Here is a 25,679-nt window from a genome sequence, read left to right on the forward strand (position 1 = left end):
CTCCCTTGAGCCGCAAGGAGACCACCCGATGCTGCCCTGGACCCGTGCCCGGCGCTCCCCACGCGCACGCCGCACCCTCGCCGCCCTGCTCCTCACCGTCGCCGCGCTCGTCGCCCCCACGGCGACCGCGACCGCGGCGGAAGCCGCCGCTCCGTCCCGTGGATGGAACGACTACTCCTGCAAGCCCTCCGCAGCCCACCCCCGGCCGGTCGTGCTCGTCCACGGAACCTTCGGGAACTCGGTCGACAACTGGCTGGTCCTCGCGCCGTACCTCGTCAACCGGGGCTACTGCGTCTTCTCGCTGGACTACGGCCAGCTCCCGGGCGTGCCGTTCTTCAACGGACTCGGCCCGATCGACAAGTCGGCAGGACAGCTCGACGTGTTCGTCGACAAGGTGCTCGGCGCCACCGGCGCGCCCGAGGCCGACCTCGTCGGCCACTCCCAGGGCGGCATGATGCCCAACTACTACCTGAAGTTCCTCGGTGGAGCCGACAAGGTGAACGCCCTCGTCGGGATCGCCCCCGACAACCACGGCACCACGCTTCTCGGCCTCACGAAGCTGCTGCCGTACTTCCCTGGCGCCGAGGACCTCCTCACGGCGAACACCCCGGGCCTCGCCGACCAGATCGCCGGCTCCGCCTTCATCACGAAGCTCAACGCGGGCGGCGACACCGTGCCCGGGGTCCGCTACACCGTCATCGCGACCAGGTACGACGAAGTCGTGACCCCGTACCGCACGCAGTACCTGGACGGCCCGAACGTACGCAACGTCCTGCTCCAGGACCTGTGCCCGGTCGACCTGTCCGAGCACGTCGCGATCGGGACCGTCGACAGGATCGCCTTCCACGAGGTGGTGAACGCCCTCGACCCGGCGCACGCCACCCCGACCACCTGCGCCTCGGTCGTCGGCTGAGACGCGCGGCGGGGCCCCGGAGGTCCGGAAGCCCCGCCGTCACCACCGGTCAGGCGCGGTGCGCGCCGCCGGAGGACCTGCGGCGGACCGAGACGAACAGGGCGCTCGCCCCGAGGGCCAGCGCGGCGGCTCCGCCCATCGCGAGGTACGAGGTGCTGCTGCCGCCACCCGTCTCGGCGAGGGCCTCGTCCGCCGGGGCCGTGGCCGCGGGGGAGGCGGCGACGTTGTTCGGCTCGGGCGCGTTCGCCCCGGTGTCCTCGGCCGGGGCCGCCTCGGTGACCTCCGCGCCGGTCGAGGCGTCGTCGTCACCGTGCCCGCCGTGCTCGACGGACGACTGCTCCGCACCCTCGTCGATCTCCTGCTCGGACGGGGCGGACGCGGTGGGCGCCGGCGCGGCCGCGACGGAACCGCTGCCGGACTTCTCGCCGCCGAACACCACGTCGGAGCAGGCGTAGAAGGCCTCGGGGGAGTCCGACCGCTGCCAGACCGTGTAGATCAACTGCCGTCCCGACGCCTCCGGCACCGTGCCGTCGAAGACGTACGAACCGTCCTCCAGCGTCGGGTCGGTGGCCGTGGCGAACGGCTTCTCCTGGAGGTCCGACCACTTCAGGGGCTGCGCCGGGTCGTAGCCCGCCTTGGTCAGGTACAGCTCGAACGACCCCTTGTGCGGAGCCGTCGCCCGGAACCGGAAGGTGTGGCTGCCCGCCTCCATGGGCGTGGACGGCCAGTCGGCGCGCGGCAGGTCGAGACCCTTGAACTTGTCGTTGCCCGCGCTGCACAGCTTGCCGTCGGGGATCAACTCGCGGTGGTTGCCCGCGGCGTTGGCGATGTTCACGCCGTTCCAGTCGTACAGCGCCTGGGTCCCGCCCGCCGCGACCGCCGCCTGGCAGGCCGCCGACCGCGGGCTCTCCGGCCCCTCCGCGAAACAGGCCGAGACCCGGCTGACCGGATCGCTCAGCGAACCGTGGGCGGCGGCCGGGGAGGCGGACAGCCCGGTCAGCGCGAGCGGCGCGACGCCGAGCGCGACGACGGCTCCGGCGACCTTGCGGCGAGCGGTGGTGATGACGGCCATGGTGGTGGTTCTCCTTCGGCGGCACGGCTGTTGACCAGGTCTGGTGATCAGCAAGCTAGCCGCCGCCGGAAGCGGATCCGGGCCGGAAAAGGCGCAGGTGGCGATCGTTATGGCGCCCTTAAGGAAGGGTTAGGCGAGGGCTCAGGAAGACCGGCCGGCGAGCCCGGGCGCACTTCTCACGTAGCCTCGGACGTTCGCACGGCGTGGCTCGCGGCGAAGGGCAGGAGGAGAGCCGCCACGCGGTCCGGATCCTCCAGAACGGGTGTGTGCCCGGCACCGGGCAGCAACTCGACCTCCGCGCCCGGCACGACGCGGTAGTCGGCCGCGGAAGCCGGCCGCCATCTGCGGTCCTGGTCACCGAATACCACCTGCAGTGGTTTGCCGAGGGCCCTCAGCCGGTCCGGGAGCGCGCGCGCGCTCGTTCAGATAGGCGATGGACGCCTGCATCGCCGCGGCGACCGCGCGGTAGGTCATGCCGCGCAGTTCGTCGACGAGTTCCTGCGGGACCCGGTACCCCGTGCGGAACGCGGTGCTCGCGAACGCGCCGATCCGGTCGTCGGCAGGCGGCCACTGCGCGGGGTCGAACGCGGCGGCCTCCTGCGGGATGAGGGCGTCCATGTGGGGGCCGGTGCTGATGAGCGTGAGCGCGGTCACCAGGTCGGACCGGTGCTCGGCCAGAGCGGTGGCGGCGTAGCCGCCGCTGGAGTGCCCGACGACCGTGGCCTGCCCGACACCGAGCCGGTCCAGCACCGTGCCGATCCTGCGTCCCTGCTCCGGGGTCGCGTAGTCGCCGTCGGCCGGCTCGGCCGAACGGCCGTGCCCCGGCAGGTCGATCCGGACGACCCGGTGGAGCGGGGCCAGCAGCGGAACCATGGCGTCCCACGAGCGGCTCGAGGCCGCGGACCCATGGACGAGCAGGAGCACGGGGGCGTCGCCAGGGCCGTCCTGGGAGACATGGATGTCGCCCTGCTCCAGGCGGAGGACCGAGTCCTCGGGGGCGGCGGCGGTCACATGAGGGTGTCTCTCGGGGGGAGTCATGAGCCCACTGTCGCCGCCGGTGCGCACCCACGGCTTGGACGAATGTTCCCTCCTCGGGTCCGCGTAGCATGGGGAGATGGGGTCCCTCACGGGCGAACGTGACGATCCCGCTGTGTGGGACGTCGCACGTCCGCAGCGGCCCGGCCGGGTGGCCGGCGTCGACATGGCCGGATTCCATGTGCCCGGCCCGCTGGCCGGTGGTCTGCGGGTGGTTCCGCACCCGGCCGTGACCCTGATCCTGGAGATCGGGGCGAGCGCGTCCACCGTGGAGGACGGCGCCGGCCGGCGGTGCGGCGGGAGCCTCGTCGCCGGGCCCGGGTTCGGCTCGGGAGGCGGGGTCCGGGCTTGGGGCGAACACGCCCGATGCGTGCAGGTGCGCCTGTCCCCGTTGGTCGCAGGCACGGCTCTGGGGGTGTGTCCCGCCGATCTGGCCGATTCCCCGGTCTCCCTCGACGACGTATGGGGCAGGGAGGCGGCACGCGTTCGCGAGCGACTGGGCGAGCTCCCCTCGTGGCAGGACCGCTTCGCCTTCACGGACGCGCTGCTCGCCCGGCGGCTCCAGGGGCGGTCGCCGGTGGACCCTGCGGTGGCCTGGGCCTGGAAACGGATCGTCGCGGGCAGGGGCACCGTCCGGGTCGACCACCTGGCGGACGAGCTCGGATGGAGCCGCAAGCGCCTGTGGTCCCGGTTCCGGGCCGGCATCGGCATTCCACCGAAGAGCGCCGCGAAGCTGGTCCGCTTCGACCACGCCGTGCACTGCCTGGTCGCGGGCGAGAGCCCGGCCCGCGTCGCCGCGGACAGCGGCTACCACGACCAGCCCCATCTCCACCGGGACGTCATGGAGTTCACCGGCACGACCCCGGTGACCGTGTCGGGCGAGCCGTTCCTGACGGTGGACGAGCGTGCGTGGCCGGGGGCGGGACAGCCGGTGAGGCCGCGGTTCGCGGCGCCGCCGTACGAACGGGTCAGGTAGCCCCGGCCGCGTCCCCTTCACGTGCGGCGCGGACCGGCCGCCCCTTCTCCGTCCAGCTGGTCAGGACGGAGACCTCCGCGTCCGGCGCCAGTCGCAGACCGGCCGCCGTGAGGAAGTCGGGCAGCGCGATCTCTCCGCCGTCGGTTCCGTCGTCCCACATGGTCAGGAGCCTGGAGCCCTCGCCGTCCCACGTGTCGGTATCCTCGCTCGGATGCTGCTCCACACTGCCCACTCCGCGCCGGTAACGGAGGTACAGGTACTGGTCGTCCGTCGTCCAGGCATCCCACTGGGAGGGGGAGGCCAGACAGGTCCTGACGACCTGCGCCAGCGTGACGTCCTCGTGCAGACGGGCCTCGACGGCGCCGAGGTGCCGGTCGTGGGCGACGACCAGCTCCCCGTCGAGGGCAAGCAGGCGCACCTCGCCGTCGCTGAACCCGATCGTCAGGCCGCACACGTGGTCGACGGCGCCCCCGCGACAGCGGATCTCACGGACCGAACGGATCGTCCCGCCCACGAAGTGCGTCAGCGCTACGTCCTGGGGGCCGGACACCACCGAGGTGTCGTCGGTCCAGGGTTCCGCCGTGAGCGACAGCGTGGATCCCTCCGCGTGGAACCGGACGGGCGCCGCCCCCTCAGGATGCAGCCACAGGGCCGGGACCGGACGGCTCACCAGGGCGCTCACGCCCAGCAGCCGTACGCCGATCAGGTCGGAGGGGTACAGAGCGTCGTCGTCGTCCATCCGCCGATGCTGACAGGCGGCGAGGCACGGCGAAACGGGTTTTGGGCCCGGGCGTCCCGGGCCCCCGGCCCCGGGGCGCCCGGACGTCAGACCTGGACGCCGGGAGTGCCGTCCTCCACGACCACGCTCGCACGGGTGCTGATCGTGGCGCCCGGCTTCGTCACGAAGGGCAGGACGCGGAAGTCGCTCGTCCACCGCTCCCGGTCCACCGTGACGCGTACGTAGCCGCGCTGGTTGTTGAAGAACTTCATGTGCGGGTTCGCCGCGAGGAAGGTCTCGCCCTGGGCCGTCATGTCCGCACCGTCACCTCCGCTGGTGATCGAGGTGCCCACGAACTCCGAGCCGACGGTCGGCGACTCCGGGTCGGCGAAGTCGCGCTTGAGGTCCCAGGCGTAGTTCTGGTGGCGGTCACCCGTGATCACGACCAGATTGCGCACCCCGCGGGTGTCCGCCTCCGCGAGGAGCCGGTTGCGCTCGGCGACGTAACCGTCCCACGGGTCCATGAAGACGTTCGTGGCCGGGCCCGGGTCCTGGTCGGTCTGGCCCATCGGGGCCTGGTTGCCGAGGATCCGCCAGCGCGCCTGCGAGCGGCTGAAGCCCTTGAGCACCCAGGCCCGCTGCCGGGCCCCGAGTAGGGTCCGCCCCTTGTCGAAGCGGTCGTCGCAGTCGGCCGACGAGCCGTCGCCGCACGCCTGGTCGTCGCGGTACTGGCGGGTGTCCAGCATGGTGAAGTCGGCGAGCCGGCCGTAGGGGAGCCTGCGGTACATCTGGACGTCGGGGCCGTCGGGGAGCTGGGGCCGGCGCAGCGGCGCGTGCTCGTACAGGGCCTGGAAGGCGTCGGTCCTGCGCCGCAGGAAGGTCTTCGGGTCCTCGTTGTTCTCGGAGGTCTCGTCCGCCCAGTTGTTCTCCACCTCGTGGTCGTCGAACGTCATGATCCACGGGAAGTTGGCGTGCGCCTCGCGCAGCGGGGCCTCGGACTTGTAGAGGCCGTACTGGAGGCGGTAGCGGGCGAGGTCGAGGGTCTCCGTGTGGAACTTCGCGTCGGTCGTCACGCCGCGCTTGTTCGTCTTGACGCCGTGCTCGTACAGGTAGTCGCCGAGGTGCACCACCAGGTCCAGGTCCTCCTGCGCCATGTGGTGGTACGCCGTGAAGTAGCCGTCCTGCCAGGCCTGGCAGGAGGCGAAGGCGAACTTCAGCCCGCGCGGGTCGTCCGAGGGGGCCGGAGTGGTGCGCGTACGGCCCACGGGGGAGATCGCGGAGCCGGCCTTGAAGCGGAACCAGTACGTGCGGTCGGGGGCGAGCCCGTGCACCTCGGGGTGGACGGAGTGCGCCAGTTCGGGAGTCGCGACGACGCTGCCCCGGCGTACGACCCGGCGGAACCGCTCGTCGAGCGACACCTCGTAGTGGACACGGACCGGCTTCGCCGGCATGCCGCCGAGACCGTCCTGGGCGAAGGGTTCGGGGGCCAGGCGGGTCCAGAGCACGACGCCGTCCGACGTCGGGTCGCCCGAGGCGACACCCAGGGTGAACGGGTCACCCTTCAGGGTGGGCGCGGCGAACGCGGACTGCGCCTCCCACGCCCCCGTCCCGAGCATCAGCGCGGCGGCTGCCGCCCCGCCGAATCCGAACATCTGCCTGCGGGACACGGAATTCGCGACCACGGGTTACGCCCTCCTCGGTTGATCTGCGCCAACCTCGGACACGCTGCCGGGAATTGATGTCATGCTCACACGCAGCGTATGGCCGGGGGCCGAGCGTTACGTGAACAGGACAGCTATGCGGTGAGCGGCTCGGGGGAACCGGCCGGCACGGGGACGCCGGCCCGTCTCAGGACACCGCGCGGTAGCGGCGCTCCGGCCGGCCCGTGCCGCCGTAGCGCAGCGACACCTCGGCCCGGCCGGTCTCCGCGAAGTACTCCAGGTAGCGGCGCGCGCTCACCCGGGAGAGGCTGCCCGCCTCGGCGCACTCGGAGGCCGACAGGCCGCCCGGGTGGCCGCGCAGGACGCGTTCGACCAGGTCCGCGGTGTGGGCCGCCAGGCCCTTGGGGAGCTCGCGGGAGCCCGGCGGACGGGTGCCGAAGATGCGGTCCACATCCTCCTGACGGGCTTCCTGGCGGGCCTCGTCCAGCGCGTCCAGGCGATGGCGCAGCGAGGCCACGTGCTGCAACTGCTCCTGGAGTGCCGAGCGGTGGAAGGGTTTGATCAGGTAGTGCAGGGCGCCCGCCCGCAGCGCGGCCCTGACCACTCCGGCATCGCGGGCGGCGGTGATGAAGAGGGCGTCCGTGCTGTGGGCGTCGCCGTCGCGCTCCTCCGCCGCGCGCAGCTCCCGCAGGACCTGTATCCCGTCCATGTCGGGCAGGTAGATGTCGAGCAGGACCAGGTCAGGACGCGTTCTGCGCGCCGCGCGCAGGGCCTCGGCACCCGTGTGGGCCACGCCGACGACCGTAAAACCGTCCAATGCGGACACATACCGGCTGTGCAGCTTCGCGACCATGAAGTCGTCGTCCACCACCAGCACTTTCATCACGCGGCCACGGTAGGGCGCGACCACAACGACCACAACGTCCATTGATTCCGGAAAGGCGACAGGTCGTTAACGCGCAGGCAACATGTGGGCCACCTCACACACGATCACACCCGTACACGTAGAGCTCGAAAGGCGGCATCCGGTGCGACTGCGCACTCCACTCGCCCTGTTCGGGGCAGCGCTGCTGGTGCTCGTCGGGCCGCCGCTGCTGTCCACAGGCAGCGGTTCCGACACCGGCACGCAGATCCCCGGACTGCGCTTCATGGTTCCCAACACACCCGGCGGCGGTTACGACATCACGGCGCGCACCGCGGCGAAGAACGCCGAGGACGCGGGGCTCACCCACGGCATCGAGGTGTTCAACCTGCCCGGCGCGGGCGGCACCGTCGGCGTGACCCGGCTGGCCGCCGAGCACGGCAACGGGAAGCTCGCCATGTCCATGGGCCTCGGCGTCGTGGGCGCCGTGCACACCAACAAGTCGCCCAAGACCCTGGGTGACACGACCCCGATCGCCCGGCTCACCGAGGAGCAGGACATCGTCGTCGTCGCCAAGGACTCCCCGTACAGGACGATCGGCCAGCTGCTCACCGCCTGGAAGAAGGACCCGGGGAAGATCCCGGTCGGCGGCGGCTCCTCGCCCGGAGGCCCCGACCACCTGGCACCGATGCTGATGGCGAAGGCCGCCGGGATCGCCCCCAAGCAGGTCAACTACATCCCCTTCGACGGCGGCGGCGAACTGCTCGCCTCGATCCTCGGCAACAAGGTCGGCTTCGGTGTCTCCGGCGTCGGCGAGTACCTCGACCAGATCGAGGCCGGTGAGCTCCGGCTGCTCGCCGTCACCGGCCCGAAGCGGGTCCCGGGCCTCGACGCGCCCACCCTCCGCGAGGCCGGCCTCGACACCGACTTCACCAACTGGCGCGGCATCGTCGCCCCGCCCGGGCTCTCCGAGGCCGAGCGCGACAAGCTCGTCGGGCTGGTCAGCGAGCTGCACGACTCGAAGCAGTGGCGTGACTCCATGAAGAAGAACGGCTGGGACGACGCCTTCCTCACCGGTGACGCCTTCGGTGACTTCCTGGACGCCCAGGACCGGCGCGTCGCCACCGTCCTCAAGGAGCTGGGACTGTGAGCGACGAGAACACCCCCGCCCGGCCCGCCACCGCGCGCGCCTGGCTGCGCGAGCACTCCGAACTCGGCGTCTGCGTCCTGCTGCTCGTGCTGGGCGTCCGGGTCCTGACCGACGCCCTGACGATGAGCGTGGACATCACCCAGCGCGGACCCGTCGGCCCCAGGACCGTCCCGGTCGCCGTCGGCATCGGGCTGCTGGCCGTCGCCGTGCTGCTGGCCGTAGACGTCCTGCGCGGCGGCCGCGGCGAGGCGGAGGCCGGCGAGGACGTCGACCTCGACGAACCCGCCGACCGGCGTACCGTCGCCCTGCTCACCGGCGTCTTCCTCGCCTTCGCCGTCCTCATAGGCCCGCTCGGCTTCCCGATCTCCGGCGCCCTCCTCTTCTGGGGCTCGGCCTACGCGCTGGGCAGCCGCCACTTCGACCGCGATCCGCTCATCGCGGCCGGGCTCTCCCTGGTGACCTACTTCGTCTTCGACAACCTGCTCGGGGTGCCCCTCCCGGGCGGCCCGCTGATGGGGGTGCTCTGACCGATGGATTCCCTCAACTCCCTCATCGACGGCTTCGGCACGGCGCTCACGCCGGTCAACCTGCTCTGGGCCGCGCTCGGCGTCCTCCTCGGCACGGCCATCGGTGTGCTCCCCGGCATCGGCCCCGCCATGGCCGTGGCACTGCTGCTTCCGGTGACGTACGGACTCGAACCGACCGGCGCCTTCATCATGTTCGCCGGGATCTACTACGGCGCGATGTTCGGCGGCTCCACCACCTCGATCCTCCTCAACACGCCGGGGGAGAGCGCGGCCGTCGTCGCCGCGATCGAGGGCAACCCGATGGCGAAGGCCGGGCGCGGCGCACAGGCGCTCGCCGCCGCCGCCGTCGGTCACTTCGCCGGCGGCATGATCGGCACGATCCTGCTGGTCGTCCTCGCCCCGACCGTCGCCTCGCTCGCCGTCGACATCGGCGCCCCCGACTACTTCGCCATCATGGTGCTGGCCTTCATCGCCGTCACCTCCGTCCTCGGCTCCTCCCGGATCCGCGGGCTCGCGTCGCTCCTCATCGGCCTCACCATCGGCCTCGTCGGCCTGGACCAGATGACGGGCCAGCAGCGCCTCACCTTCGGCTCGCTCCAACTGGCCGACGGCATCGACGTGGTGATCGTGGCCGTCGGACTCTTCGCCATCGGGGAGGCCCTCTGGGTCGCCGCCCACCTGCGCCGCACCAGCGGGAAGCCGATCCCCGTCGGCCGCCCCTGGCTGGGCAGGGACGACGTCCGGCGTACCTGGAAGTCGTGGCTGCGCGGACCCCTCATCGGCTTCCCGTTCGGCGCGATCCCGGCGGGTGGCGCGGAGATCCCCACCTTCCTCTCGTACGTCACCGAGAAGCGGCTCTCCAAGCACCGCGACGAGTTCGGCAAGGGCGCCATCGAGGGCGTCGCCGGGCCGGAGTCGGCGGCCTCCGCCTCCGCCGCGGGCACGCTGGTCTCCATGCTCACGCTCGGCCTGCCCACCACGGCCGTCGCCGCCGTCATGCTGGCAGCCTTCCAGCAGTACGGCATCCAGCCCGGCCCGCTCCTGTTCGAACGCGAACCCGAACTGGTCTGGGGCCTGATCGCCTCCCTCTTCGTCGGCATGGTGCTGCTGCTCGCCCTGAACCTGCCCCTCGCGCCGCTCTGGGCGAAGCTGCTGCGCATCCCGCGCCCCTACCTCTACGCGGGCATCCTGTTCTTCGCCGCCGTCGGCGCGTACGCGGTGGGCGGGGAGGCCGTCGACCTGGTGATTCTGCTGGTCATCGGGCTGATCGGCTTCGGGATGCGGCGGTACGGCCTGCCGGTGCTGCCCGCGATCATCGCGGTGATCCTCGGCCCGTCCGCCGAACAGCAGCTGCGGCGCGCCCTCCAGATCAGCGACGGCAGCGTGACCGGACTCGTCAACACCCCGTTCTCCGTGACGGTCTACGTCGTCGTCGCGCTGATCCTGGCCTGGCCGCTGGTGAGGAAGGCCCTGGTGCGGAACCGGGGCTGAGGGAATGTCGGCGGCGGCTGAGAGGATTGCGGACATGACCACGATCGACTGGGACGCCGCCGCCGACTCCTTCGACGAGGAGCCCGACCACGGCCTCCGCGATCCGGTGGTCCGCAGCGCCTGGGCGCGACGGATGGAGACCTGGCTGCCCACCGCGCGCTCCGCGGTCCTCGACCTCGGATGCGGTACGGGCAGCCTGGCCCTGCTCGCCGCCGGCCAGGGGCACCGCGTCACCGCCGTCGACCGCTCGGCCCGGATGGTGGAGCAGGCGCGGGTTAAGCTGGCCGGGACGGGCACCGAGGTGTTCGTCGGCGACGCGGCGCACCCCCCGGTCGGCAAGCAGCGGTTCGACGTGATCCTCGCCCGGCACGTCGTGTGGCTGCTGCCCGACCCGGCGGCCGCCCTGCGGCACTGGTTCTCCCTGCTGCGGCCCGGCGGCCGGCTGGTGCTGATCGAGGGAGTGTGGAACGGCACCGGGATCCCCGCGGCCGACCTCACCGCGCTCCTCGCCGAGCACACGGAACGCGTCCACCACGAGCCTCTCTCCGGGGACTCCCGGCTCTGGGGCAAGGAGGTCGACGACGACAGATACGCCCTGGTGGCCCGCGCCGAGCCGCCGCACCGGCACACCGAGGTCGTCGACGTCCACCTCATCCTGCGCAGGGGCTCCGACGTGCTGCTCGCCCGGCGGGCCGGCACGGGCTACGCCGACGGGCTGCTCCACGCCCCCTCCGGCCACGCGGAGGACGGCGAGGACGTCCGGGCGGCGATGATCCGGGAGGCGGCGGAGGAGATCGGCGTCGAACTGGACCCGGACGAGCTCCGGGTGGCCCTGGTCATGCAGCACAGGGGACCCGGCGGCAACCCCAGGATCGGCTGGTTCTTCGAGGCCGATCACGACCCCGCGCGCCCGCCCCGCAACGCGGAGCCGGACAAGTGCTCCGAGCTGGACTGGTTCCCCCTGGACGCGCTGCCCGACGACATGGTGGCGTACTGCCGGGCGGGCCTCGACGGGTACCGCGCCGAGCAGCGCTTCCTGATCCACTGGCACGAGGACGACGACACCGTCGCGTACGCACCGCGGGGCCCCCGGCGCGCCGTCCCGCTGCCCGTCGCGGCGGCCCCCACCGGCCGGCTGCACCACGTCGAGCTGTGGGCGCCCGACCCGGCCGAGGCCGACGCGGAGTGGGGCTGGCTGCTCGGACGCCTCGGCCATGTCCCGTACCAGCGCTGGGCGCACGGCCGGAGCTGGCGGCGCGGCGACAGCTACGTGGTGGTCGAACACACACCCGGCACGACCGGCGGCGGGCACGACGGCCCACGCCCGGGCGTCAGCCGCCTGGCGTTCCACGTCCGCGACCGTGCCGCGCTCGACGCCCTGCTGGCGGACGCTCCGGGGCACGGCTGGCGGCCGCTGCCGACCGGCCTCCCTCCGTACGCGGACGAGAGCGGGCCCTACGCGGCCCGTGTGACGAACACGGCGGGGCAGGAGGTGGAGCTGGTCGCGCCCTGGAGCTGAACGGTCCCGGCGACAGCCGAGTCGCGCGTCGGTACCGGAGGGTGCCGAGATGAACGTCCGTCCGGCCGCCGCACGGCCTTTCGGAGAGGGCAGACTGGCGCCATGGGGCATCCGGTGGAGAAGTGGTGGGACGAGGTCTGGGCGGGCACCCGACTCGTCGAGGTGCTGGCCGGGGGAGAGGGCCCGGAACCCCTGGAGAAACGGACGGTGCTCGCGCGGATCGACTCGGCGGAAGCCCTCGCGGAGCTGAGGACCCTGTCGACGCGGGGCACCGTCGGGGACGACTGCTGCCGTTGCCTCGGCAGTACGACTCTCGCTCTGCGCGGAGCCGAGGGGCAGTTGCTCGGACGGGCGAGCCTGCACGGGAACGACGCCCTGCTGTGGGAGGGCGGCCGGTTCTGCGGCAACCTCGACCTCGCCGACCCGGCCGGACTGCTGCTCCTGCTGGCCCGGCACGGCAGCGCCAGGCAGCTGGCGCTCCTCTCCACCCGGCTCGCGTACGCACTGGAACTGCGCGAGGGGCGACCGCAGTTCCGGCAGGCGGGCAGAGGGCCGCACGCGGCAGAGCTCCTGGAGGCGCGCCATGTGCCGCGTGTGCTGCGGACGACGCTGAGGGAGGTGCCGGGTCGCGCGTGCGCGGATCTCGGCGCGGCGCGCGTGGACGAGCTGAGCGGTCTCCTGGCCGAAGCGGAGCCGGACGGACACCGGCGCGCGCTCGGCCTGCTCGCCTGGCTGGGCAGGCTGCCGGAGCCGATGGAGGCCGGGTGGGGCGAGGGCGTTCTCGTACGGGCGCTGCTGCGCGGCCTGGACCCGGTCGCGGCCGCTGCCGGCAGCGGCCGGGAGGGCGATCCCCACCTCGTGCTGGGGCTGCTGCGGTGGGCGGACAGCGCGGAGGGGACGGCCACGGACATGGACGCGGGCGCACTGGCCGGCTTCGTCGCCCCGGTGCTGCGCCGTTTCCTGCCCCTGAGCGCGGCCCCGTAACGGCTGAGATCCCGTCAGGCTGAGCCCGTCCGCAGGTGGCGTGGGACCGGCCACCGCCGGCGCCCAGGGGGCGGCCACCGGCGTAGGAGATGCCGGGGAACGGGGCCGCCCGCCAACGGGGCCCCGTGCCCCGCTCAGGTGACGAGCCCCGCCAGCCCCTCGGTGCGGGCGAGGTGTTCCAGCTCGTCGAGGGCCCGGACGGCCGCCTCCGCCGCCGACGGGTCGCGGGCGGCCAGGCCGCTCTCCTCGAACTCGTCCTCGTCGAGCCGCAGTACGGACGAGCCGTCCGCCGACACCCACAGATCCAGGTCCAGGTCCTCGACCAGGAGTTCGGTGCCCCGCAGCACGGCGGGCCGGGTGATGTCGCAGTACCAGCCCTTCAGCTGCCCGCCCCCGGTGCGGACCTCCTTCACCGCGTACCACCGGTCACGCCAGTAGTGCTCGGTGAGGACATCGCCCGGCTCGAACCGCACGAACCCGAAGTCACGGGCGTGCGGCGCCGCCCAGGGGGCCCGGACGGTGATGCGGGTGCCGTCGTCGCGGACGAGGCCCGCGGGGTAGCGGATCTTGGTGCTGCCCGCCTTGACCAGGTTGACGGACAGGGCGTTCTCAGGGGAGACGGCGGACATGACGCACCTCCGTGGCGCAGATCTCGTAGCCGAACCAGCGGTTCACCGCCAGCATCGGGCCGTTGTCGGCGTCGTTGCCGGTGTAGGCGTCCGTGTATCCGGCGGCGCGCGCCCGGTGCAGCGAGTCGCTCTTGGCGAGCTTCGCCAGCCCCCTGCCCCGGAAGGCGCGCAGGGTGCCGGTCATGGCCGACAAGTAGCGGGTGAGACCGTCGGTCATCGCCGCGCTGAACGCCGCGACCTGCCCGTCCACCGTCACGACGGTGGTGAGTCCGTGGTCGAAGCCGGGCCGCCGCCAGGTCGTGGCCAGCCAGTCCTCGTAGTCGGAGAACTCCACCGCGACGTCGCTCGGCTCGTCCGCGGTCGTCTCCGCGTCGGCCTCGAACATCGGGCGTGGATCGTCCTCGAAGTCGGCGGCCGTGAGCAGCTCGGCCCCGGCCGGGAGCGCCGGGACCGGAGGCAGGGCGCCTTCTGCCAGGCCGAGACGGAGGAAGTGCGCCGGCCTGCGCGCCGCATAGCCGTGCTTCTCGGCGAACGCGCGGTTGCCCGGTTCGTCGAGCACCCAGGTGTAGACGGCGGTCGCGCCCACGTCCCTCAGATGCTCCTCGCCGGCCCGCGCCAGGAGCGACCCCGCGCCCCGGCCCGTCCTGTCCGGATGTACGTACGGATTGCAGAACCCCTGGCCCGGCTCCGGGCTCTCGTGGGAGATGCCCACCTGCGCGGTCCCGATCACCTCGCCGTCCTCCTCCGCGACCAGCAGCCGGTAGTGCCGGCCGGGGTGGGCCTCGGCCAGGTCGCTCAGGACCTGCTCCGGAGTCGTCACCATGTAGGGCAGCGCGGCGCGCCGCACCTGTACCCAGGCCTCCGCGTCGGAGGGCCGGAAGTCACGCACGATCACCGTCATGCGCCGGACGGTACGCGGGCGGCCCGCCCGGTCGCCTCCGATTTTCCGGCGGTGGGAGAGAATCGGCGCGTGACCCTGAAGATCGCCGTTGACCCGGACTCCGCCACCGCCCCGTACGAACAGCTGCGCGCCCAGCTGTCCGAACAGGCCCGCTCCGGCGCCCTGCCCGTCGGCTACCGCCTCCCGACCGTGCGCGGACTCGCCGGGGAGCTGGGCCTCGCCGCCAACACCGTGGCGAAGGCCTACCGCGCGCTGGAGGGCGACGGGGTGATCGAGACGCGGGGGCGCAACGGGACGTTCATCGCCGCCGCGGGCGACGCGGCGGCCCGCCACGCGGCGACGGCGGCGCAGGAGTACGCCGAGCAGGCCCGGCGCCTCGGCCTCTCCAGGGCCGACGCGCTGGCCCTGGCCGAGGACGCCGTACGGGCGGCCTACACGCGGTAGCGGGGCCGGTCGGAGGCGCAGCTCAGAGGTACAGCCCCGCGTCGGCACCCGCGTCCTGCTTCGGCACGGACGCGGGACCGCTGCCCCGCCGCAGGGCGTACAGCTCGGCGAGCGTCGCGCCCTCGCGGCCGAGCCCCTCCTCCGTACCCAGCCAGGAGACCGACTCCGCACGGGTCAGCGAACCCACCTCGATGCGGGCCAGGCAGCGGCCCGGCCTGACCACCGCCGGGTGCAGCCGCTCCAGGTCCTCGTTGGTGGTCACCCCCACCAGCACGTTGCGGCCCTGGCCCAGGAGGCCGTCCGTCAGGTTGAGCAGCCGGGACAGTGCCTGACCCGCCGTGTGCTTCGCCTCGCCGCGGATCAGCTCGTCGCAGTCCTCCAGGAGCAGCAGCCGCCAGCGCCCCTTCGCCGAACCGTCGTCCTCGCCGATGGCGATGTCCATCAGATAGCCGACGTCGTTGAAGAGCCGCTCCGGATCCAGCACGCAGTCGACCTGGCACCAGTCGCGCCAGGACCGGGCGAGGGTGCGCAGCGCCGAGGTCTTGCCGGTGCCGGGAGGACCGTGCAGCAGGAGCAGCCGGCCGGAGATGTCGTCCGGGGTGACCTTCATCAGCCGGTCCATCGCATCGGCCACCGGAGCCGTGTAGTTGGACCGGACCTCCTCCCAGGTGCCGGCGGCGATCTGCCGGGTGGTGCGGTGCGGGCCGCGGCGCGGGGACACGTACCAGAAGCCCATGGTCACGTTCTCGGGCTGCGGCTCCGGCTCGTCCTGGGCCCCTTCGGTCGCCTCGGACAGGACCTTCTGGGCCAGCTCGGCGGTGGTGGCGGTGACCGTGACGTCGGCGCCCCGGTTCCACCGTGAGACCAGCAGCGTCCATCCGTCGCCCTCGGCGAGGGTCGCGGTGCGGTCGTCGTCACGGGCGGACCTCAGGACCTCGGCCGCCGCGGGCAGCAGGGTCGCTCCCGACTTGACGCGGTCGAGGGAGGAACTGTGGGAGTACGGCTGCTCGCCCGTCGCGAAGCGGCCCAGGAACAGCGCGTCCACGACGTCGGACGGCGAATCGCTGTCGTCGACGTTGAGCCGGATCGGCAGGGCGGATTCGGGGTTGGCAGACATGGCGCCCATGATCCGGTACGCCGGCGCCCCGCGCACCCAGGTTTCAGGAGCTGCCCCTGGGGTCTTCCGCCCGGACCAGGAGGGAAGACCCCAGGGGAGCGGGCGCTCAGCCCGGTGTGTCCGGCGGCCCGGGGCCCCGGAACCCGCGGACCGCCCGGCGCGCGCCGCGCACCACGGCGAACCCCTTGGTGAGCGCCCGGTCCACGGCGAACGCCCGTGCGACAGCCCGGCCGTCGACCAGCCGGGCGAACTCGGCGGCGCCCGTACCGCGGCGGACCGTCACCCGCTCCAGGGCGTACGGCCCCTGACGGCGGCGCGCCAGGGCGTTGCCCACGGCGAGGGCCTGGGCGAAGCCCGCCGCACGCACGGACCGCCGCACCCGGCGGGTGGAGTAGCCGTAGGGATAGGCGAAGGAGGCCGGAGGAGCGCCCAGTTCGGCGGTGACGATCTCCCGGCACCGCACGGTCTCCGCCCGCAGGGCCGTCCCGCCGAGCTGGTCCAGCTGCGGATGGGTGTGGCTGTGGCCGCCGATCTCCACACCCGTGTCGGCGAGTTCGCGCACCTGGCCCCAGTCGAGCATGGTGTCCAGGGCGCCGCCCTCGTCGTACGGCCCGCGCAGCCAGCCGGTGGTGACGAAGACGGTGGCCGCGAAGCCGTGCTCGGCGAGCACCGGCAGGGCGTGCCGGTGCACCCCTTCGTAACCGTCGTCGAACGTGATGAGCACCGGCCTGGGCGGCAGGGGCCGCCCCGTGCGCCAGTGCTCGCCCAGCGCGGCTGTGGTGAGCGGGGTGAAGTCGCGCCGGGCCAGGATCTCCATCTGCGTACGGAAGGCGCCGGGCGACACCGAGAGGCCGTACACACCGTCGGCCGGGCGGTCGCCGACGGCGTGGTACATCAGGATCGGCACGGCGCCGCTCACCGGGCCTGCCCCGCTCCCCGGCCCCGCCCCGCTCACCGCACCTCCTCGACGGCGCCCGCCTGTTCGATCGCCGGCACGTCGAAGGACGCGCCGTCGCGCCGGACCCGCACGCTCCCCACGGCGTAGCCGGCCGCCGCCGTCAGCACTCCCGCGAGGACCGCGCCGGCGCGGCCCGCTCCGCCGGGGCGGCCGAGCAGGAAGTCCCGGGCGCCCCGCAGCACCCCGGCCGGGAGCACCCGGGTGGTGTAGCGGCGCTCGGACTCCAGCCCCTTGTCCGCACCGACGCTGCGGGCGACGAGCGCCTTGGAGAGCCCCTCGGCGTACGTACGGGTACGGAAGTAGCCGAAGCGCTCCCTCACCCTGGGGACCTTGTGACGGATCACGGCGCGGTCGTCGATGAGCAGGACGGCGTGGGGGAGTGCGCGGCTCAGCCGGATGCACAGCTCGGTCTCCTCACCGCCCAGCGGCCGCTTGTCCCCGTCCCGGCCGATGCCGGTGGCGAAGCCGCCCGCCGCGTCGAAGGCCGTACGACGGAACGACGCGTTGCCACCGAGGACGTTGCGGACCCGGACCGTGCCGCGCGGCAGACCCAGGTAGGTGCACCCGACGACCCAGTCGAACTCCTCGGGGAACCAGAGCGGCCTGCGGCCCGAGGCCCACGACGGGAGGGTCCGGCCGCCGACGGCCATCACCTCCGGATCGTCGTAGCCCTTGTCGAAGTGGCGAAGCCAGTCCGGCTCGGCCACCGCGTCGTCGTCGAGGAAGGCGACGATCGCGCCACGGGCCGCGGCGATGCCCGTGTTCCGGCCCGCCGAGAGACCGCGGGGGCCCGCGTTCGCGAGCACCCGCACCTCCGGGCGTTGCGCGTACTCCCCGGCAAGACGGCGCAGCAGCGCCGGATTGTGGTCCACCACCAGGAGGGTCTCCCGGGCGGGCAGGGACTGCGCGCGGACGGATGCGACGGCCTCGAGGATGTCCTCCCAGCGCTCCTCGGTGTAGACGCAGACGACGACGGAGAAGTCGCGTGGGCTCACAGCACCTGTCCCCGGCCGATCACGGCGGGCACGGCCGCCGTCCGGCGCCCGCCGCGGCGCACGCCCTTCTCCCTGAGGATCACCCTGAGCACCCGGAGCCCGTCCCGTACGGCGCGGAGGTTGCTGACGCCGTGGATGCGGTTGTACTCGTGGCTGGGCACCTCCTGGACCCTGAGGCCGGCCTTGACCACCCGGATGTTCATCAGGGTCTCGATCTCGAAGCCGGTGCAGTCCAGGGCGATCCTGTCCAGGCAGTGCTTCCAGAAGGCGTTGTAGCCGTAGCAGAGGTCGGTGTAGCGGGCCCCGAACTTGCGGTTGACCACGGTGCACAGCGCCCAGTTGCCGAGCTTGCGGACGGGCGTCATGTCGTCCGTGCCGCCGCCGTTGGCGAAGCGGGAGCCCTTGGCGAAGTCGGCGCCGCCGACCAGGGCGGAGACGTAGCTGACGATCTCCTCCCCGTCCGCCGAGCCGTCCGCGTCGACCATCACGATGATCTCGCCGGTGCAGGCGGCGAAGCCGCTGATCAGGGCGTCGCCCTTGCCCTTGCCGACCTGCTTGACGACCACGACGTCCGGCCGGAGTTCGCGGGCGACCCGGACGGTGTCGTCGGTCGAATTCCCGTCCACGAGCACGACTTCATGAATCCAGTCGGGCAGGGTCTTGAACACATAGGGAAGATTCTCCGCCTCATTCATGGCGGGGATCACGACACTCACCGGCGGCGCTATCGCGAGATGCGAAGAGATCGGACGGTATTCGCTCTTTATTCGAGCGGCTCGGGTCTCTTCGACGGCAGGTCTGATCGAGGAAGGCAGAACTGAACTCATGATTCTTTTCCCTCTCGTCCGGTGGACGGCCCGCCACCGGGCTGTCCGGATAAAGGTCCGGTTCGAAAGGGGGGTTCTCACCCCGGCCATGACGGTATGGCGCTCCGAGCTGGCGTGATGAGGTGGCACAACTGGCCGCGCGGCGACCGACTCGTTCGAGTGCGGCCGCCGGCACGGCACCCCCCTACCGTGCCCCGCTCCGGTATCCATCGCGGCTTCCTGAGCCCTCCCCTGGAGCCGCCTGCGTGATGGGCCGTTACGGGTTGGTCTACGACGGTATTAACGAGGGGAACTGTATGGCACGAGATGCGAGGGCGTCTCGCTCTTTTCAGACTTTGGCGGAACTGTCACATTCGGCTGCGGAATTGACACCTCCTATTTTTCCGGCGGCCGGGCGTGAAGTGAGCGGCCTGGGTCGCGAAGAGGTGAAAGGGCGCGCAAGAGGCGTGCGGTGGTGAATTGATGCCGACGCGTGCGTGCGCCGCGCCGCCCGTCGGAACGGCCCCCCCGACTGCCCCGTCTCATGGCTGATGATCCGCATGGGCGACTTTGCCCCCCGGTGCGCCGGATGCCGGATTTCAATGTGACGTACCGCCAGGAAGGCGTCAAGGAGACGTTGTCGAAGCTTCTTGGCATGGACACTTCCGGAATTCGGGGCGGTACTGCTACCACGGAGTAGGCAGAGATCCTGCCCAAGGAGGTTCCATGAAAATGTCCAGACTCGTGGCGTTCTCGTCCTCTCTCCTGCTCGGCACCGTCCTCGCTCTGACCGGTGCGGGCGTCGCCCAGGCCCAGGAATCCGCGCAGTCCGTCGAGGCCGTCGACTACGTGGCCCTGGGTGACTCGTACTCGTCAGGTGTCGGAGCCGGCGCCTACGACAGCGCGAGCGGTGACTGCAAGCGCAGCACCCGCGCGTACCCCGCCCTCTGGAAGGCCGCCAACAACCCCGCCTCGTTCGCCTTCACCGCGTGCTCAGGGGCCAGGACGGGCGACGTGACAGCCGGTCAGCTCGGCCCCCTGACCTCCGCGACCGACCTCGTCTCGATCTCCATCGGCGGCAACGACGCCGGCTTCGCCGACGTCATGACCACCTGCGTCCTCCAGTCCGAGGCCACCTGCCTGAGCAGGATCGCCACCGCCCGCGCCTACGTCGACTCGACCCTCCCCGGCAAACTGGACTCCGTGTACGCGGCGATCAGCGCCAAAGCGCCCGCGGCCCACGTGGTCGTCCTCGGCTACCCCCGCTTCTACAAGCTCGGCGGCAGCTGCGTCGCCGGCCTGAGCGAGAAGGAACGCTCCGCCATCAACGGCGCCGCCGACTACCTCAACGCCGCCACCGCCAAGCGCGCGGCGGACCACGGGTTCACCTTCGGCGACGTCACCTCCACCTTCACCGGGCACGAGATCTGCTCGGGCAGCGCCTGGCTGCACAGCGTGAACTGGCTCAACATCGGTGAGTCCTACCACCCCACGGCCGCCGGGCAGTCGGGCGGCTACCTGCCCGTCCTCAACTCGAAGGCCTGACCGCACCTCCGCAGCGCAGCGCGCCGGCTCAGCCGTCCGCCGAGGAGGGGACTCCGCCCCGCGGGGTCTCCTTCCCGCTCGCCACGAAGAGCTCCACGGCCTTCACGGGCCCGTGCCCCGAGGTCTCCGCCGAAGCCGCCCAGGCGCGCGTCGCTGCCTTCCCGCCGCCCCTCTCGTCCGTGTCGTCGTCGCCCGCCAGCGCCCAGACGAGGCCCCCGGCGACGAGCAGCGCGACAACCGCCCCCACGGCCACCAGAACGCCCGTGCGCCTCGTCAGGCCTACGGGCTCCAGGGTGCCCGTGGCGGACCCCGGTTCCCCTGTCGGCGCGGCCGTTTCGCCCGCCGGCGGCGTAAGCGGCGGGCCTGCCGCTCCGCCGCCGGGCGCCCCGGAGCCGCCCGCGGCCAGGATCCGCAGCCGGCGCTCCGCGTCCCCGGCGGTGAGCCGCTCGGCCGGATCCTTGCGCAGCAGCCCCTCGATGACGGGGGCGAGCGCGCCCGCCCGCCGGAGCGGCGGCGGCTCCTCCTCGCCGACCGCGCGCAAGGTGTCCGGCGGGGTGTCCCTGCCGAACGGTGACCGCCCCTCGGTGGCGGCGTACAGAAGCACTCCCAGCGACCAGAGGTCGGATTCGGGCCCCGGCGTGCGCCCCTGCGTGCGCTCGGGCGCGAGGTACTCCGGGGAGCCGATGGGCTCACCCGTGAGGCCGGACGAGCCGTCGGCCGGGGTGATGCCGAAGTCCTTCAGCATCACCCGCCCGTCGTTGGCCAGCAGCACGTTGCCCGGTTTCACGTCACGGTGCAGCACGCCGGCCTCATGGGCGCCGCGCAGCGCCGCGAGCACCTCCGCGCCGACGCGGGCCGCCCGCCGGGGGGACAGCGGGCCGTCGGCGGCCAGTACGTCGGACAGGGCCAGCCCCCGGACCAGCTCCATCACGATCCAGGGCCGGGAGTCCTGGGTGACGACGTCGTGCACGGCGACGGCGTTGCGATGCGTGACACGGGCCGCCTCGCGGGCCTCCCGCTCCAGGCGGGCGTGCAGGAGCCCGGCGCCGTCGGCGGTCAGCTCCGCCGGGGCCCGCACCTCCTTCACGGCCACCTCGCGCCCCAGCACCTCGTCGCGGGCGCGCCACACGATGCCCGCCCCGCCCTCGCCCAGCGGGTCCAGAAGTCGGTAACGATCCGCGATCACACGTCCGGTGCCCGGGACTTCGCTCATCGGTGACCCTCCATCAGCAGCTGTGCGCAGTACGGACGAATCCCCTCCAAGCTAACGCAACCCGTCCCGGAACCGACAGGATCCGGTAACGGCCCGTCAACCCTCGTGTACGGGTGTGCAATCCTGCGGCCGGGATACACGAGTGTCACCGCGGGACGATAGGGTTAACCTGCCCGGGCCGGGTGCCCTCGTACGGGTGGGGAGTGACATGGAACAGATAACGGTGCGCAGCAGGCCGCGTGTGCCTGCCATTACATGTGGGAGCGGTGCGACCAGTTCGCGCCTCGACCGCCATCTCGCAGTGCTGGGCGGCCCCGCCGTTCCGCAGCGGGAGTCGGCGGAGGCGACGCTGCTGATGCTCGAGCTCACCTCGCGCGACGCCGCGCACACCCGCAGGAGCAGGAGCGCGCGTGTCTCGCTCTTCGCCCCGCTGCGGCGACTGCGGCGCTCGCTCTTCGGCAGCCGCCGCTGACCGACGGCTCCACGACCGGTGCGGCCCTCCGCTCAGGGCCGCGTCCACGACCACTCCGTCCCGGCGCAGTGCTGCTCTCCGCCCGTCCGTCATCCCCAGGGCCGGCAGCGTTGCGTCGGTGTGCTCCGTCAGCGCCGGTACGGCACCCCATCGGCGCCGGCGCCCGCACGGCAGCGCGGCGCCGGAGCATCGGTGTTCGCGACACGCCGACAGCGGTGACCACCTCCCGCTCTCTCACAACAGCGCGAACTGCCCCTCCGGACCCTCCTCCTGGTGATCCAGCACGGACGCGGGGAGCCGGGCCGGCGCAGGGACGGGAAGCACCCCGGCCGCGCGCAGCCCGTCCCTGGTGAGGACCTCCGCCTCATCCAGCCGCTCCCGCAGCGCCTGTTGCCGGGGCCGCAGCCCGGCGAGCAGCGCCAGGACGGTGATCAGCTCCAGCAGCTCCGAGGTCCGCTCCTGCGGCCAGCCGCGCGGCCCCACCGCCGCGAGGCCCTCACCCGCCGCCGTGCGGCGCTCGAACCACAGCTCCAGCATCCGTACCCCGCTGACCCGGAACTCCCAGGCACCGGCGGGTACGGGTGAGACGCGCCCCTCGCCGACGACGAGGGTCTCCTCCTCGGCGTCGTAGCGCAGCCCGTCGGGCCGGGGCGGGATGGCGGCCCGCACATACGGGCGCCGGCCGCCCGGCAGCCGCGGTCGTTCACCGCCGCGTGCCCCGCGCAGCTGGAGCCGCAGCAGCTCCTGGCCGAGCTCCACGCCCCGCTCCCACAGCGCACCGTCGGCGGGCAGCGGGACGAGCGGCCCGGCGGGGGAGGGGCGGGCGGCGGCGAGGGCCCAGGCGAGGACGGATCCGGCGGTGACCGGCACCCCGTAGCATGCGGCCAGCTCGGCGGTCAGGCCGGGTGCGAGATTGGGCTCCAGGCCGCCCGGCCGCCGGTAGAGCGGCCGTATCCGGCCGGGCCGCCCCGCGGGGGAGTGCCCGTCGGGCAGCAGCGTGGTCGCGGAGAGGGCGGGGCCGTCGTCCTGGGGCACGTATCCGTGCTCGACGGCGAAGAGCTGGTGTCCGTCGGCGACCCGCCACAGCTCGGGGCGGGCCGCGTCGAGCAGCCGGTGGTCGGGAATCAGCCACTGTTCGTCGAAGGGCCCGTGCGCGATCCGCACCGGTTCGGGATACGGTCCGGGGTCCCGGGCGAACGCACTCGTGCCGGTGGACCTGCCCGGCAGCGCCGCGGCCGGGGTCAGCGGCGTACGGGAGCGGCTGGGGCGGAACAGCCGTTCCTGCTCGGCGCCCTCCGTCCGTACCAGCAGGTCCCAGCGGGCCCGGAGCGAGGAGGCGTCGGGGGCGGTCACCCAGGGGCGTCCCGGTCTCAGGGGGCGCACCGACCACGGCATGAGGTCGTCCAGCAGCGGGAGCGCGTCGCTCCCGCCGGCTCCGGCCGCCACCCGTGCTGCCACCGTGTCGTCCTCCCCCTCGCCACGTCCGCCGCCCCCGGCATCGTAACGGCCTCCCCCGTGACGACCGCCCGCCGCGGGCCCGCCGTCAGTGCGCCTCGACGGTCACGGAGAAGGAGAAGCGGTCGCCCCGGTAGCGGATGCGCGCCACGTCCACCACCGTGCCGTCCTCGTCGTACGTCACCCCCGTGTAGTGCAGGATCGGGCTGAGCAGCGGGACCCCGAGCAGCTCGGCCGTGACGGGGTCGGCGAGGCGCGCCTCGACGGTGTCCGTGATCCGGGCGATGCGTACGCCGAGGGAGTCGCGCAGCACCTTCGTCATCGGCCACCGCTCCAGATCGGCCACGTCGAGCCGGTCGGCGATCTCCGGGCGCACCGCGTTCTCCGCCCAGTTGGTCGGCTCGTCCGTCGCGTCGTCGCGGCGGAGCCGCCGGTAGCTGACCACCTCGGGGCAGTCCGGGAAGAACTCGGCGAGGTCGCCGGAAACGGGTGCGAGGCCGTGGCCGAGCACGGTCGTGCGCTCGCCCGACTGCTGGGCGACGATCGCGTCGATCGAACCCAGCAGCCGGACCGGCGACACCCGCCGGGCGCGCGGCTCGATGAACGTGCCGCGCCGCCGGTGTCTGCTGATCAGCCCCTCGGTCTCCAGCTCCTTGAGGGCCTGGCGCATGGTGAGGACGCTGACGCCGTAGTGCAGTGCGAGCTGCTCCTCGGTGGGCAGCCGCGTCGAGGCGTCCTGGGGGCGGCCCAGTATGGAGGCCCGCAGCGACTGCGAGACCTGGTACCAGAGGGGCAGCTTCCGGTTCAGCACCAGGGAGTCGGGGGCGAAGCCGGGCGGGCTCGCCTCGTTCACCTGATCCATCTGGTTCACCCGAACTCTCTGCGGTGCGGTCTCACGGCCGGAAGTTGCGGCTCAGACCCTGCCACACGTCGTCGTACCCGCGCTGGAGACGGTCCGTCCCCGCGGCCTGCGCGGTCGCCGTGACCGGCCAGCGGGTCTCGAACATGAACGCCAGGCCGTCGTCGATCTTCTGCGGCTTCAGCTCCGCCGCGCTCGCCCGGTCGAAGGTCTCACGGTCCGGGCCGTGCGCGGACATCATGTTGTGCAGCGAGCCGCCGCCCGGCACGAAGCCGCCCGCCTTGGCGTCGTACGCGCCCTCGATCAGGCCCATGTACTCGCTCATCACGTTGCGGTGGAAGTACGGAGGGCGGAAGGTGTCCTCGCCGACCAGCCAGCGCGGGGCGAAGACCACGAAGTCGACGCCGGCCAGCCCCGGGGTGTCGGACGGGGAGGTCAGCACGGTGAAGATCGAGGGGTCCGGGTGGTCGTAGCTGATCGTGCCCATCACATTGAAGCGGCGCAGGTCGTAGACGTACGGCGTGTGGTTGCCGTGCCAGGCGACGACGTCGAGCGGCGAGTGGCCGTACGTCGCCGACCAGAGGTTCCCGCAGAACTTGTTGATCACCTCGACCGGGCCCTCACGGTCCTCGAACGCGGCGACGGGCGCGAGGAAGTCCCGGGCGTTCGCCAGGCCGTTGGCGCCGATGGGCCCCAGGTCGGGCAGGACGAAGGGCTGCCCGTAGTTCTCGCAGACGTAGCCGCGGGCGGTCGTGTCCAGCAGCTCGACACGGAAGCGGACGCCACGCGGGATCAGCGCCACATGGCCGGGCTCGGCCCGCAGCAGGCCCAGTTCGGTGCGGAGCAGCAGCCCGCCGCGCTCGGGGACGATCAGCAGTTCCCCGTCGGAGTCGCTGAACACCCGGTCCGTCATGGAGGAGTCCGCGCTGTAGAGGTGCACGGCCATGCCGGTGCGCTGTGTGGCGTCGCCGTTGCCGCCCAGGGTCCACAGACCGGTCAGGAAGTCCGTGCCGGGCGCGGGATCGGGGAGCGGGTCCCAGCGCAGCCGGTTCGGGTCGGGGACCGTCTCGGTGAAGGGGGCGGAGCGCAGGGTGCCGTTGTCGATGCGGACGAAGGCGGGGTGGGCGGCGGACGGACGGATCCGGTAGAGCCAGGAACGGCGGTTACGGGCGCGGGGTTCGGTGAAGGCCGAGCCGCTCAGCTGTTCCGCGTACAGCCCGAGCGGTGCGCGCTGGGGCGAGTTGCGGCCGTGGGGCAGGGCGCCCGGGACGGCCTCCGAACTGTGCTCGTTGCCGAAGCCCGACATGTGGCCGAGATTCTCCGCCGTTTTCCTCGCCTGCTCGATGCCGCTCATCATGCGCTCCCGTTGGATGAGGA

Annotated in this window: 24 protein-coding genes and 1 pseudogene; 10 read left to right on the top strand and 15 right to left on the bottom strand. The window is 72.7% G+C overall.

All coding sequences use genetic code 11. The features are described 5' to 3' along the window. The first annotated feature begins 28 nt into the window (after positions 1-28). Positions 29-913 (top strand): esterase/lipase family protein, encoded by an 885-nt coding sequence (locus ACIP63_RS36185; protein ID WP_401524699.1) that lies wholly within the window; start codon positions 29-31, stop codon positions 911-913. Positions 914-962: 49 nt separating this feature from the next. On the opposite strand, the gene ACIP63_RS36190 is transcribed toward ACIP63_RS36185, so the two are convergent. Both ACIP63_RS36190 and ACIP63_RS36195 read right to left on the bottom strand, forming a co-directional pair. Further along, positions 963-1,985 (bottom strand): lytic polysaccharide monooxygenase, encoded by a 1,023-nt coding sequence (locus tag ACIP63_RS36190; protein WP_401524702.1) that lies wholly within the window; start codon positions 1,983-1,985, stop codon positions 963-965. Positions 1,986-2,161: 176 nt separating this feature from the next. Further along, positions 2,162-3,023: pseudogene (locus ACIP63_RS36195) on the bottom strand (alpha/beta fold hydrolase). A 163-nt stretch (positions 3,024-3,186) separates the two neighbouring features. On the opposite strand from ACIP63_RS36195, the gene ACIP63_RS36200 reads away from it, so the two are divergent. After that, the gene (locus tag ACIP63_RS36200) at positions 3,187-3,996 is read left to right on the top strand and encodes a helix-turn-helix domain-containing protein (RefSeq protein ID WP_401524815.1); all 810 of its coding nucleotides are present in this window, start codon (positions 3,187-3,189) and stop codon (positions 3,994-3,996) included. Here ACIP63_RS36200 and ACIP63_RS36205 read toward each other — a convergent pair. The 3 genes from ACIP63_RS36205 to ACIP63_RS36215 all read right to left on the bottom strand — a co-directional run bounded on the left by ACIP63_RS36205 (position 3,989) and on the right by ACIP63_RS36215 (position 7,258). Then, on the bottom strand, positions 3,989-4,735 hold the full coding sequence (locus ACIP63_RS36205; protein WP_401524705.1) for a hypothetical protein: 747 nt from the start codon (positions 4,733-4,735) through the stop codon (positions 3,989-3,991). The two genes, ACIP63_RS36200 and ACIP63_RS36205, sit on opposite strands and share 8 nt — an antisense overlap. 86 nt (positions 4,736-4,821) lie before the next feature. Continuing rightward, the gene (locus tag ACIP63_RS36210) at positions 4,822-6,396 is read right to left on the bottom strand and encodes an alkaline phosphatase D family protein (protein ID WP_401524707.1); all 1,575 of its coding nucleotides are present in this window, start codon (positions 6,394-6,396) and stop codon (positions 4,822-4,824) included. 166 nt (positions 6,397-6,562) lie between these two features. After that, the gene (locus ACIP63_RS36215; protein WP_401524818.1) at positions 6,563-7,258 is read right to left on the bottom strand and encodes a response regulator; all 696 of its coding nucleotides are present in this window, start codon (positions 7,256-7,258) and stop codon (positions 6,563-6,565) included. 145 nt (positions 7,259-7,403) lie between these two features. Between ACIP63_RS36215 and ACIP63_RS36220 the strand changes: the two genes are divergently transcribed. The 5 genes from ACIP63_RS36220 (at position 7,404) to ACIP63_RS36240 (ending at position 12,908) form a co-directional block, all read left to right on the top strand. Further along, positions 7,404-8,387 carry a Bug family tripartite tricarboxylate transporter substrate binding protein gene (locus tag ACIP63_RS36220; RefSeq protein ID WP_401524710.1) on the top strand — a complete coding sequence of 328 codons (984 nt, stop codon included), beginning with the start codon at positions 7,404-7,406 and terminating at the stop codon, positions 8,385-8,387. Next, complete coding sequence (locus tag ACIP63_RS36225) at positions 8,384-8,914, top strand: tripartite tricarboxylate transporter TctB family protein (RefSeq protein ID WP_401524713.1); 531 nt, start codon at positions 8,384-8,386, stop codon at positions 8,912-8,914. Before ACIP63_RS36220 ends, ACIP63_RS36225 begins: the two co-directional genes overlap by 4 nt. 3 nt (positions 8,915-8,917) lie before the next feature. Beyond that, complete coding sequence (locus ACIP63_RS36230) at positions 8,918-10,405, top strand: tripartite tricarboxylate transporter permease (RefSeq protein WP_401524716.1); 1,488 nt, start codon at positions 8,918-8,920, stop codon at positions 10,403-10,405. 34 nt (positions 10,406-10,439) lie between these two features. Beyond that, on the top strand, positions 10,440-11,924 hold the full coding sequence (locus tag ACIP63_RS36235) for a trifunctional class I SAM-dependent methyltransferase/NUDIX hydrolase/VOC family protein (protein WP_401524718.1): 1,485 nt from the start codon (positions 10,440-10,442) through the stop codon (positions 11,922-11,924). Positions 11,925-12,026: 102 nt separating this feature from the next. Then, the gene (locus ACIP63_RS36240) at positions 12,027-12,908 is read left to right on the top strand and encodes a hypothetical protein (RefSeq protein ID WP_401524721.1); all 882 of its coding nucleotides are present in this window, start codon (positions 12,027-12,029) and stop codon (positions 12,906-12,908) included. Positions 12,909-13,042: 134 nt separating this feature from the next. Here ACIP63_RS36240 and ACIP63_RS36245 read toward each other — a convergent pair whose 3' ends face one another. Both ACIP63_RS36245 and ACIP63_RS36250 read right to left on the bottom strand, forming a co-directional pair. Then, positions 13,043-13,537, bottom strand: coding sequence for a DUF402 domain-containing protein (locus ACIP63_RS36245; RefSeq protein WP_401524724.1), 495 nt, complete (start codon positions 13,535-13,537; stop codon positions 13,043-13,045). Then, the gene (locus ACIP63_RS36250; protein WP_401524726.1) at positions 13,518-14,438 is read right to left on the bottom strand and encodes a GNAT family N-acetyltransferase; all 921 of its coding nucleotides are present in this window, start codon (positions 14,436-14,438) and stop codon (positions 13,518-13,520) included. Before ACIP63_RS36250 ends, ACIP63_RS36245 begins: the two co-directional genes overlap by 20 nt. 69 nt (positions 14,439-14,507) lie before the next feature. Between ACIP63_RS36250 and ACIP63_RS36255 the strand changes: the two genes are divergently transcribed. Beyond that, positions 14,508-14,882: a GntR family transcriptional regulator gene (locus tag ACIP63_RS36255; protein ID WP_362931778.1), complete on the top strand. Its 375-nt coding sequence runs from the start codon at positions 14,508-14,510 to the stop codon at positions 14,880-14,882. Between the two features lie 22 nt (positions 14,883-14,904). On the opposite strand, the gene ACIP63_RS36260 is transcribed toward ACIP63_RS36255, so the two are convergent. From ACIP63_RS36260 to ACIP63_RS36275, 4 genes are all read right to left on the bottom strand, one after another. Next, positions 14,905-15,999, bottom strand: a complete 1,095-nt coding sequence (locus ACIP63_RS36260; protein WP_401524730.1) for a DUF5925 domain-containing protein — start codon at positions 15,997-15,999, stop codon at positions 14,905-14,907. A 106-nt stretch (positions 16,000-16,105) separates the two neighbouring features. Continuing rightward, positions 16,106-16,894: a polysaccharide deacetylase family protein gene (locus tag ACIP63_RS36265; protein ID WP_401524820.1), complete on the bottom strand. Its 789-nt coding sequence runs from the start codon at positions 16,892-16,894 to the stop codon at positions 16,106-16,108. 56 nt (positions 16,895-16,950) lie between these two features. Continuing rightward, positions 16,951-17,952 (bottom strand): glycosyltransferase family 2 protein, encoded by a 1,002-nt coding sequence (locus ACIP63_RS36270; RefSeq protein ID WP_401524733.1) that lies wholly within the window; start codon positions 17,950-17,952, stop codon positions 16,951-16,953. Then, entirely contained in the window at positions 17,949-18,779 is an 831-nt protein-coding gene (locus ACIP63_RS36275) for a glycosyltransferase family 2 protein (RefSeq protein ID WP_401524736.1), read from the bottom strand. The genes ACIP63_RS36270 and ACIP63_RS36275 overlap by 4 nt, the downstream gene beginning before the upstream one ends. A 705-nt stretch (positions 18,780-19,484) precedes the next feature. Here ACIP63_RS36275 and ACIP63_RS36280 point away from each other — a divergent pair. Beyond that, positions 19,485-20,303: an SGNH/GDSL hydrolase family protein gene (locus ACIP63_RS36280; RefSeq protein ID WP_401524739.1), complete on the top strand. Its 819-nt coding sequence runs from the start codon at positions 19,485-19,487 to the stop codon at positions 20,301-20,303. Between the two features lie 28 nt (positions 20,304-20,331). On the opposite strand, the gene ACIP63_RS36285 is transcribed toward ACIP63_RS36280, so the two are convergent. Beyond that, on the bottom strand, positions 20,332-21,516 hold the full coding sequence (locus ACIP63_RS36285) for a serine/threonine-protein kinase (protein WP_401524742.1): 1,185 nt from the start codon (positions 21,514-21,516) through the stop codon (positions 20,332-20,334). 208 nt (positions 21,517-21,724) lie between these two features. Between ACIP63_RS36285 and ACIP63_RS36290 the strand changes: the two genes are divergently transcribed. After that, entirely contained in the window at positions 21,725-21,988 is a 264-nt protein-coding gene (locus tag ACIP63_RS36290) for a hypothetical protein (protein ID WP_104790182.1), read from the top strand. A gap of 234 nt (positions 21,989-22,222) precedes the next feature. On the opposite strand, the gene ACIP63_RS36295 is transcribed toward ACIP63_RS36290, so the two are convergent. The 3 genes from ACIP63_RS36295 to hmgA form a co-directional block, all read right to left on the bottom strand. Continuing rightward, positions 22,223-23,446, bottom strand: a complete 1,224-nt coding sequence (locus ACIP63_RS36295; protein ID WP_401524744.1) for a type ISP restriction/modification enzyme — start codon at positions 23,444-23,446, stop codon at positions 22,223-22,225. 85 nt (positions 23,447-23,531) lie between these two features. Then, positions 23,532-24,305, bottom strand: coding sequence for a GntR family transcriptional regulator (locus ACIP63_RS36300; RefSeq protein ID WP_401524747.1), 774 nt, complete (start codon positions 24,303-24,305; stop codon positions 23,532-23,534). Positions 24,306-24,336: 31 nt separating this feature from the next. Then, positions 24,337-25,656: a homogentisate 1,2-dioxygenase gene (gene hmgA / locus ACIP63_RS36305; protein WP_401524749.1), complete on the bottom strand. Its 1,320-nt coding sequence runs from the start codon at positions 25,654-25,656 to the stop codon at positions 24,337-24,339. Positions 25,657-25,679 lie beyond the last annotated feature (23 nt).

The sequence above is a fragment of the Streptomyces sp. NPDC088746 genome (genome assembly GCF_044751065.1).
Lineage (GTDB): Bacteria > Actinomycetota > Actinomycetes > Streptomycetales > Streptomycetaceae > Streptomyces.

Bases quoted from the DNA above. Each gene is read 5' to 3' on its own strand.
- ACIP63_RS36200 (WP_401524815.1), top strand. From the start codon at position 3,187: ATGGCCGGATTCCATGTGCCCGGCCCGCTGGCCGGTGGTCTGCGGGTG.
- ACIP63_RS36230 (WP_401524716.1), top strand. From the start codon at position 8,918: ATGGATTCCCTCAACTCCCTCATCGACGGCTTCGGCACGGCGCTCACG.
- ACIP63_RS36280 (WP_401524739.1), top strand. From the start codon at position 19,485: ATGAAAATGTCCAGACTCGTGGCGTTCTCGTCCTCTCTCCTGCTCGGC.
- ACIP63_RS36300 (WP_401524747.1), bottom strand. From the start codon at position 24,305: ATGGATCAGGTGAACGAGGCGAGCCCGCCCGGCTTCGCCCCCGACTCC.
- ACIP63_RS36250 (WP_401524726.1), bottom strand. From the start codon at position 14,438: ATGACGGTGATCGTGCGTGACTTCCGGCCCTCCGACGCGGAGGCCTGG.
- ACIP63_RS36190 (WP_401524702.1), bottom strand. From the start codon at position 1,985: ATGGCCGTCATCACCACCGCTCGCCGCAAGGTCGCCGGAGCCGTCGTC.
- ACIP63_RS36185 (WP_401524699.1), top strand. From the start codon at position 29: ATGCTGCCCTGGACCCGTGCCCGGCGCTCCCCACGCGCACGCCGCACC.
- ACIP63_RS36265 (WP_401524820.1), bottom strand. From the start codon at position 16,894: ATGTACCACGCCGTCGGCGACCGCCCGGCCGACGGTGTGTACGGCCTC.
- ACIP63_RS36260 (WP_401524730.1), bottom strand. From the start codon at position 15,999: ATGTCTGCCAACCCCGAATCCGCCCTGCCGATCCGGCTCAACGTCGAC.
- ACIP63_RS36275 (WP_401524736.1), bottom strand. From the start codon at position 18,779: ATGAGTTCAGTTCTGCCTTCCTCGATCAGACCTGCCGTCGAAGAGACC.
- ACIP63_RS36240 (WP_401524721.1), top strand. From the start codon at position 12,027: ATGGGGCATCCGGTGGAGAAGTGGTGGGACGAGGTCTGGGCGGGCACC.
- ACIP63_RS36215 (WP_401524818.1), bottom strand. From the start codon at position 7,258: ATGAAAGTGCTGGTGGTGGACGACGACTTCATGGTCGCGAAGCTGCAC.
- ACIP63_RS36290 (WP_104790182.1), top strand. From the start codon at position 21,725: ATGGAACAGATAACGGTGCGCAGCAGGCCGCGTGTGCCTGCCATTACA.
- ACIP63_RS36245 (WP_401524724.1), bottom strand. From the start codon at position 13,537: ATGTCCGCCGTCTCCCCTGAGAACGCCCTGTCCGTCAACCTGGTCAAG.
- hmgA (WP_401524749.1), bottom strand. From the start codon at position 25,656: ATGAGCGGCATCGAGCAGGCGAGGAAAACGGCGGAGAATCTCGGCCAC.
- ACIP63_RS36285 (WP_401524742.1), bottom strand. From the start codon at position 21,516: ATGAGCGAAGTCCCGGGCACCGGACGTGTGATCGCGGATCGTTACCGA.
- ACIP63_RS36235 (WP_401524718.1), top strand. From the start codon at position 10,440: ATGACCACGATCGACTGGGACGCCGCCGCCGACTCCTTCGACGAGGAG.
- ACIP63_RS36205 (WP_401524705.1), bottom strand. From the start codon at position 4,735: ATGGACGACGACGACGCTCTGTACCCCTCCGACCTGATCGGCGTACGG.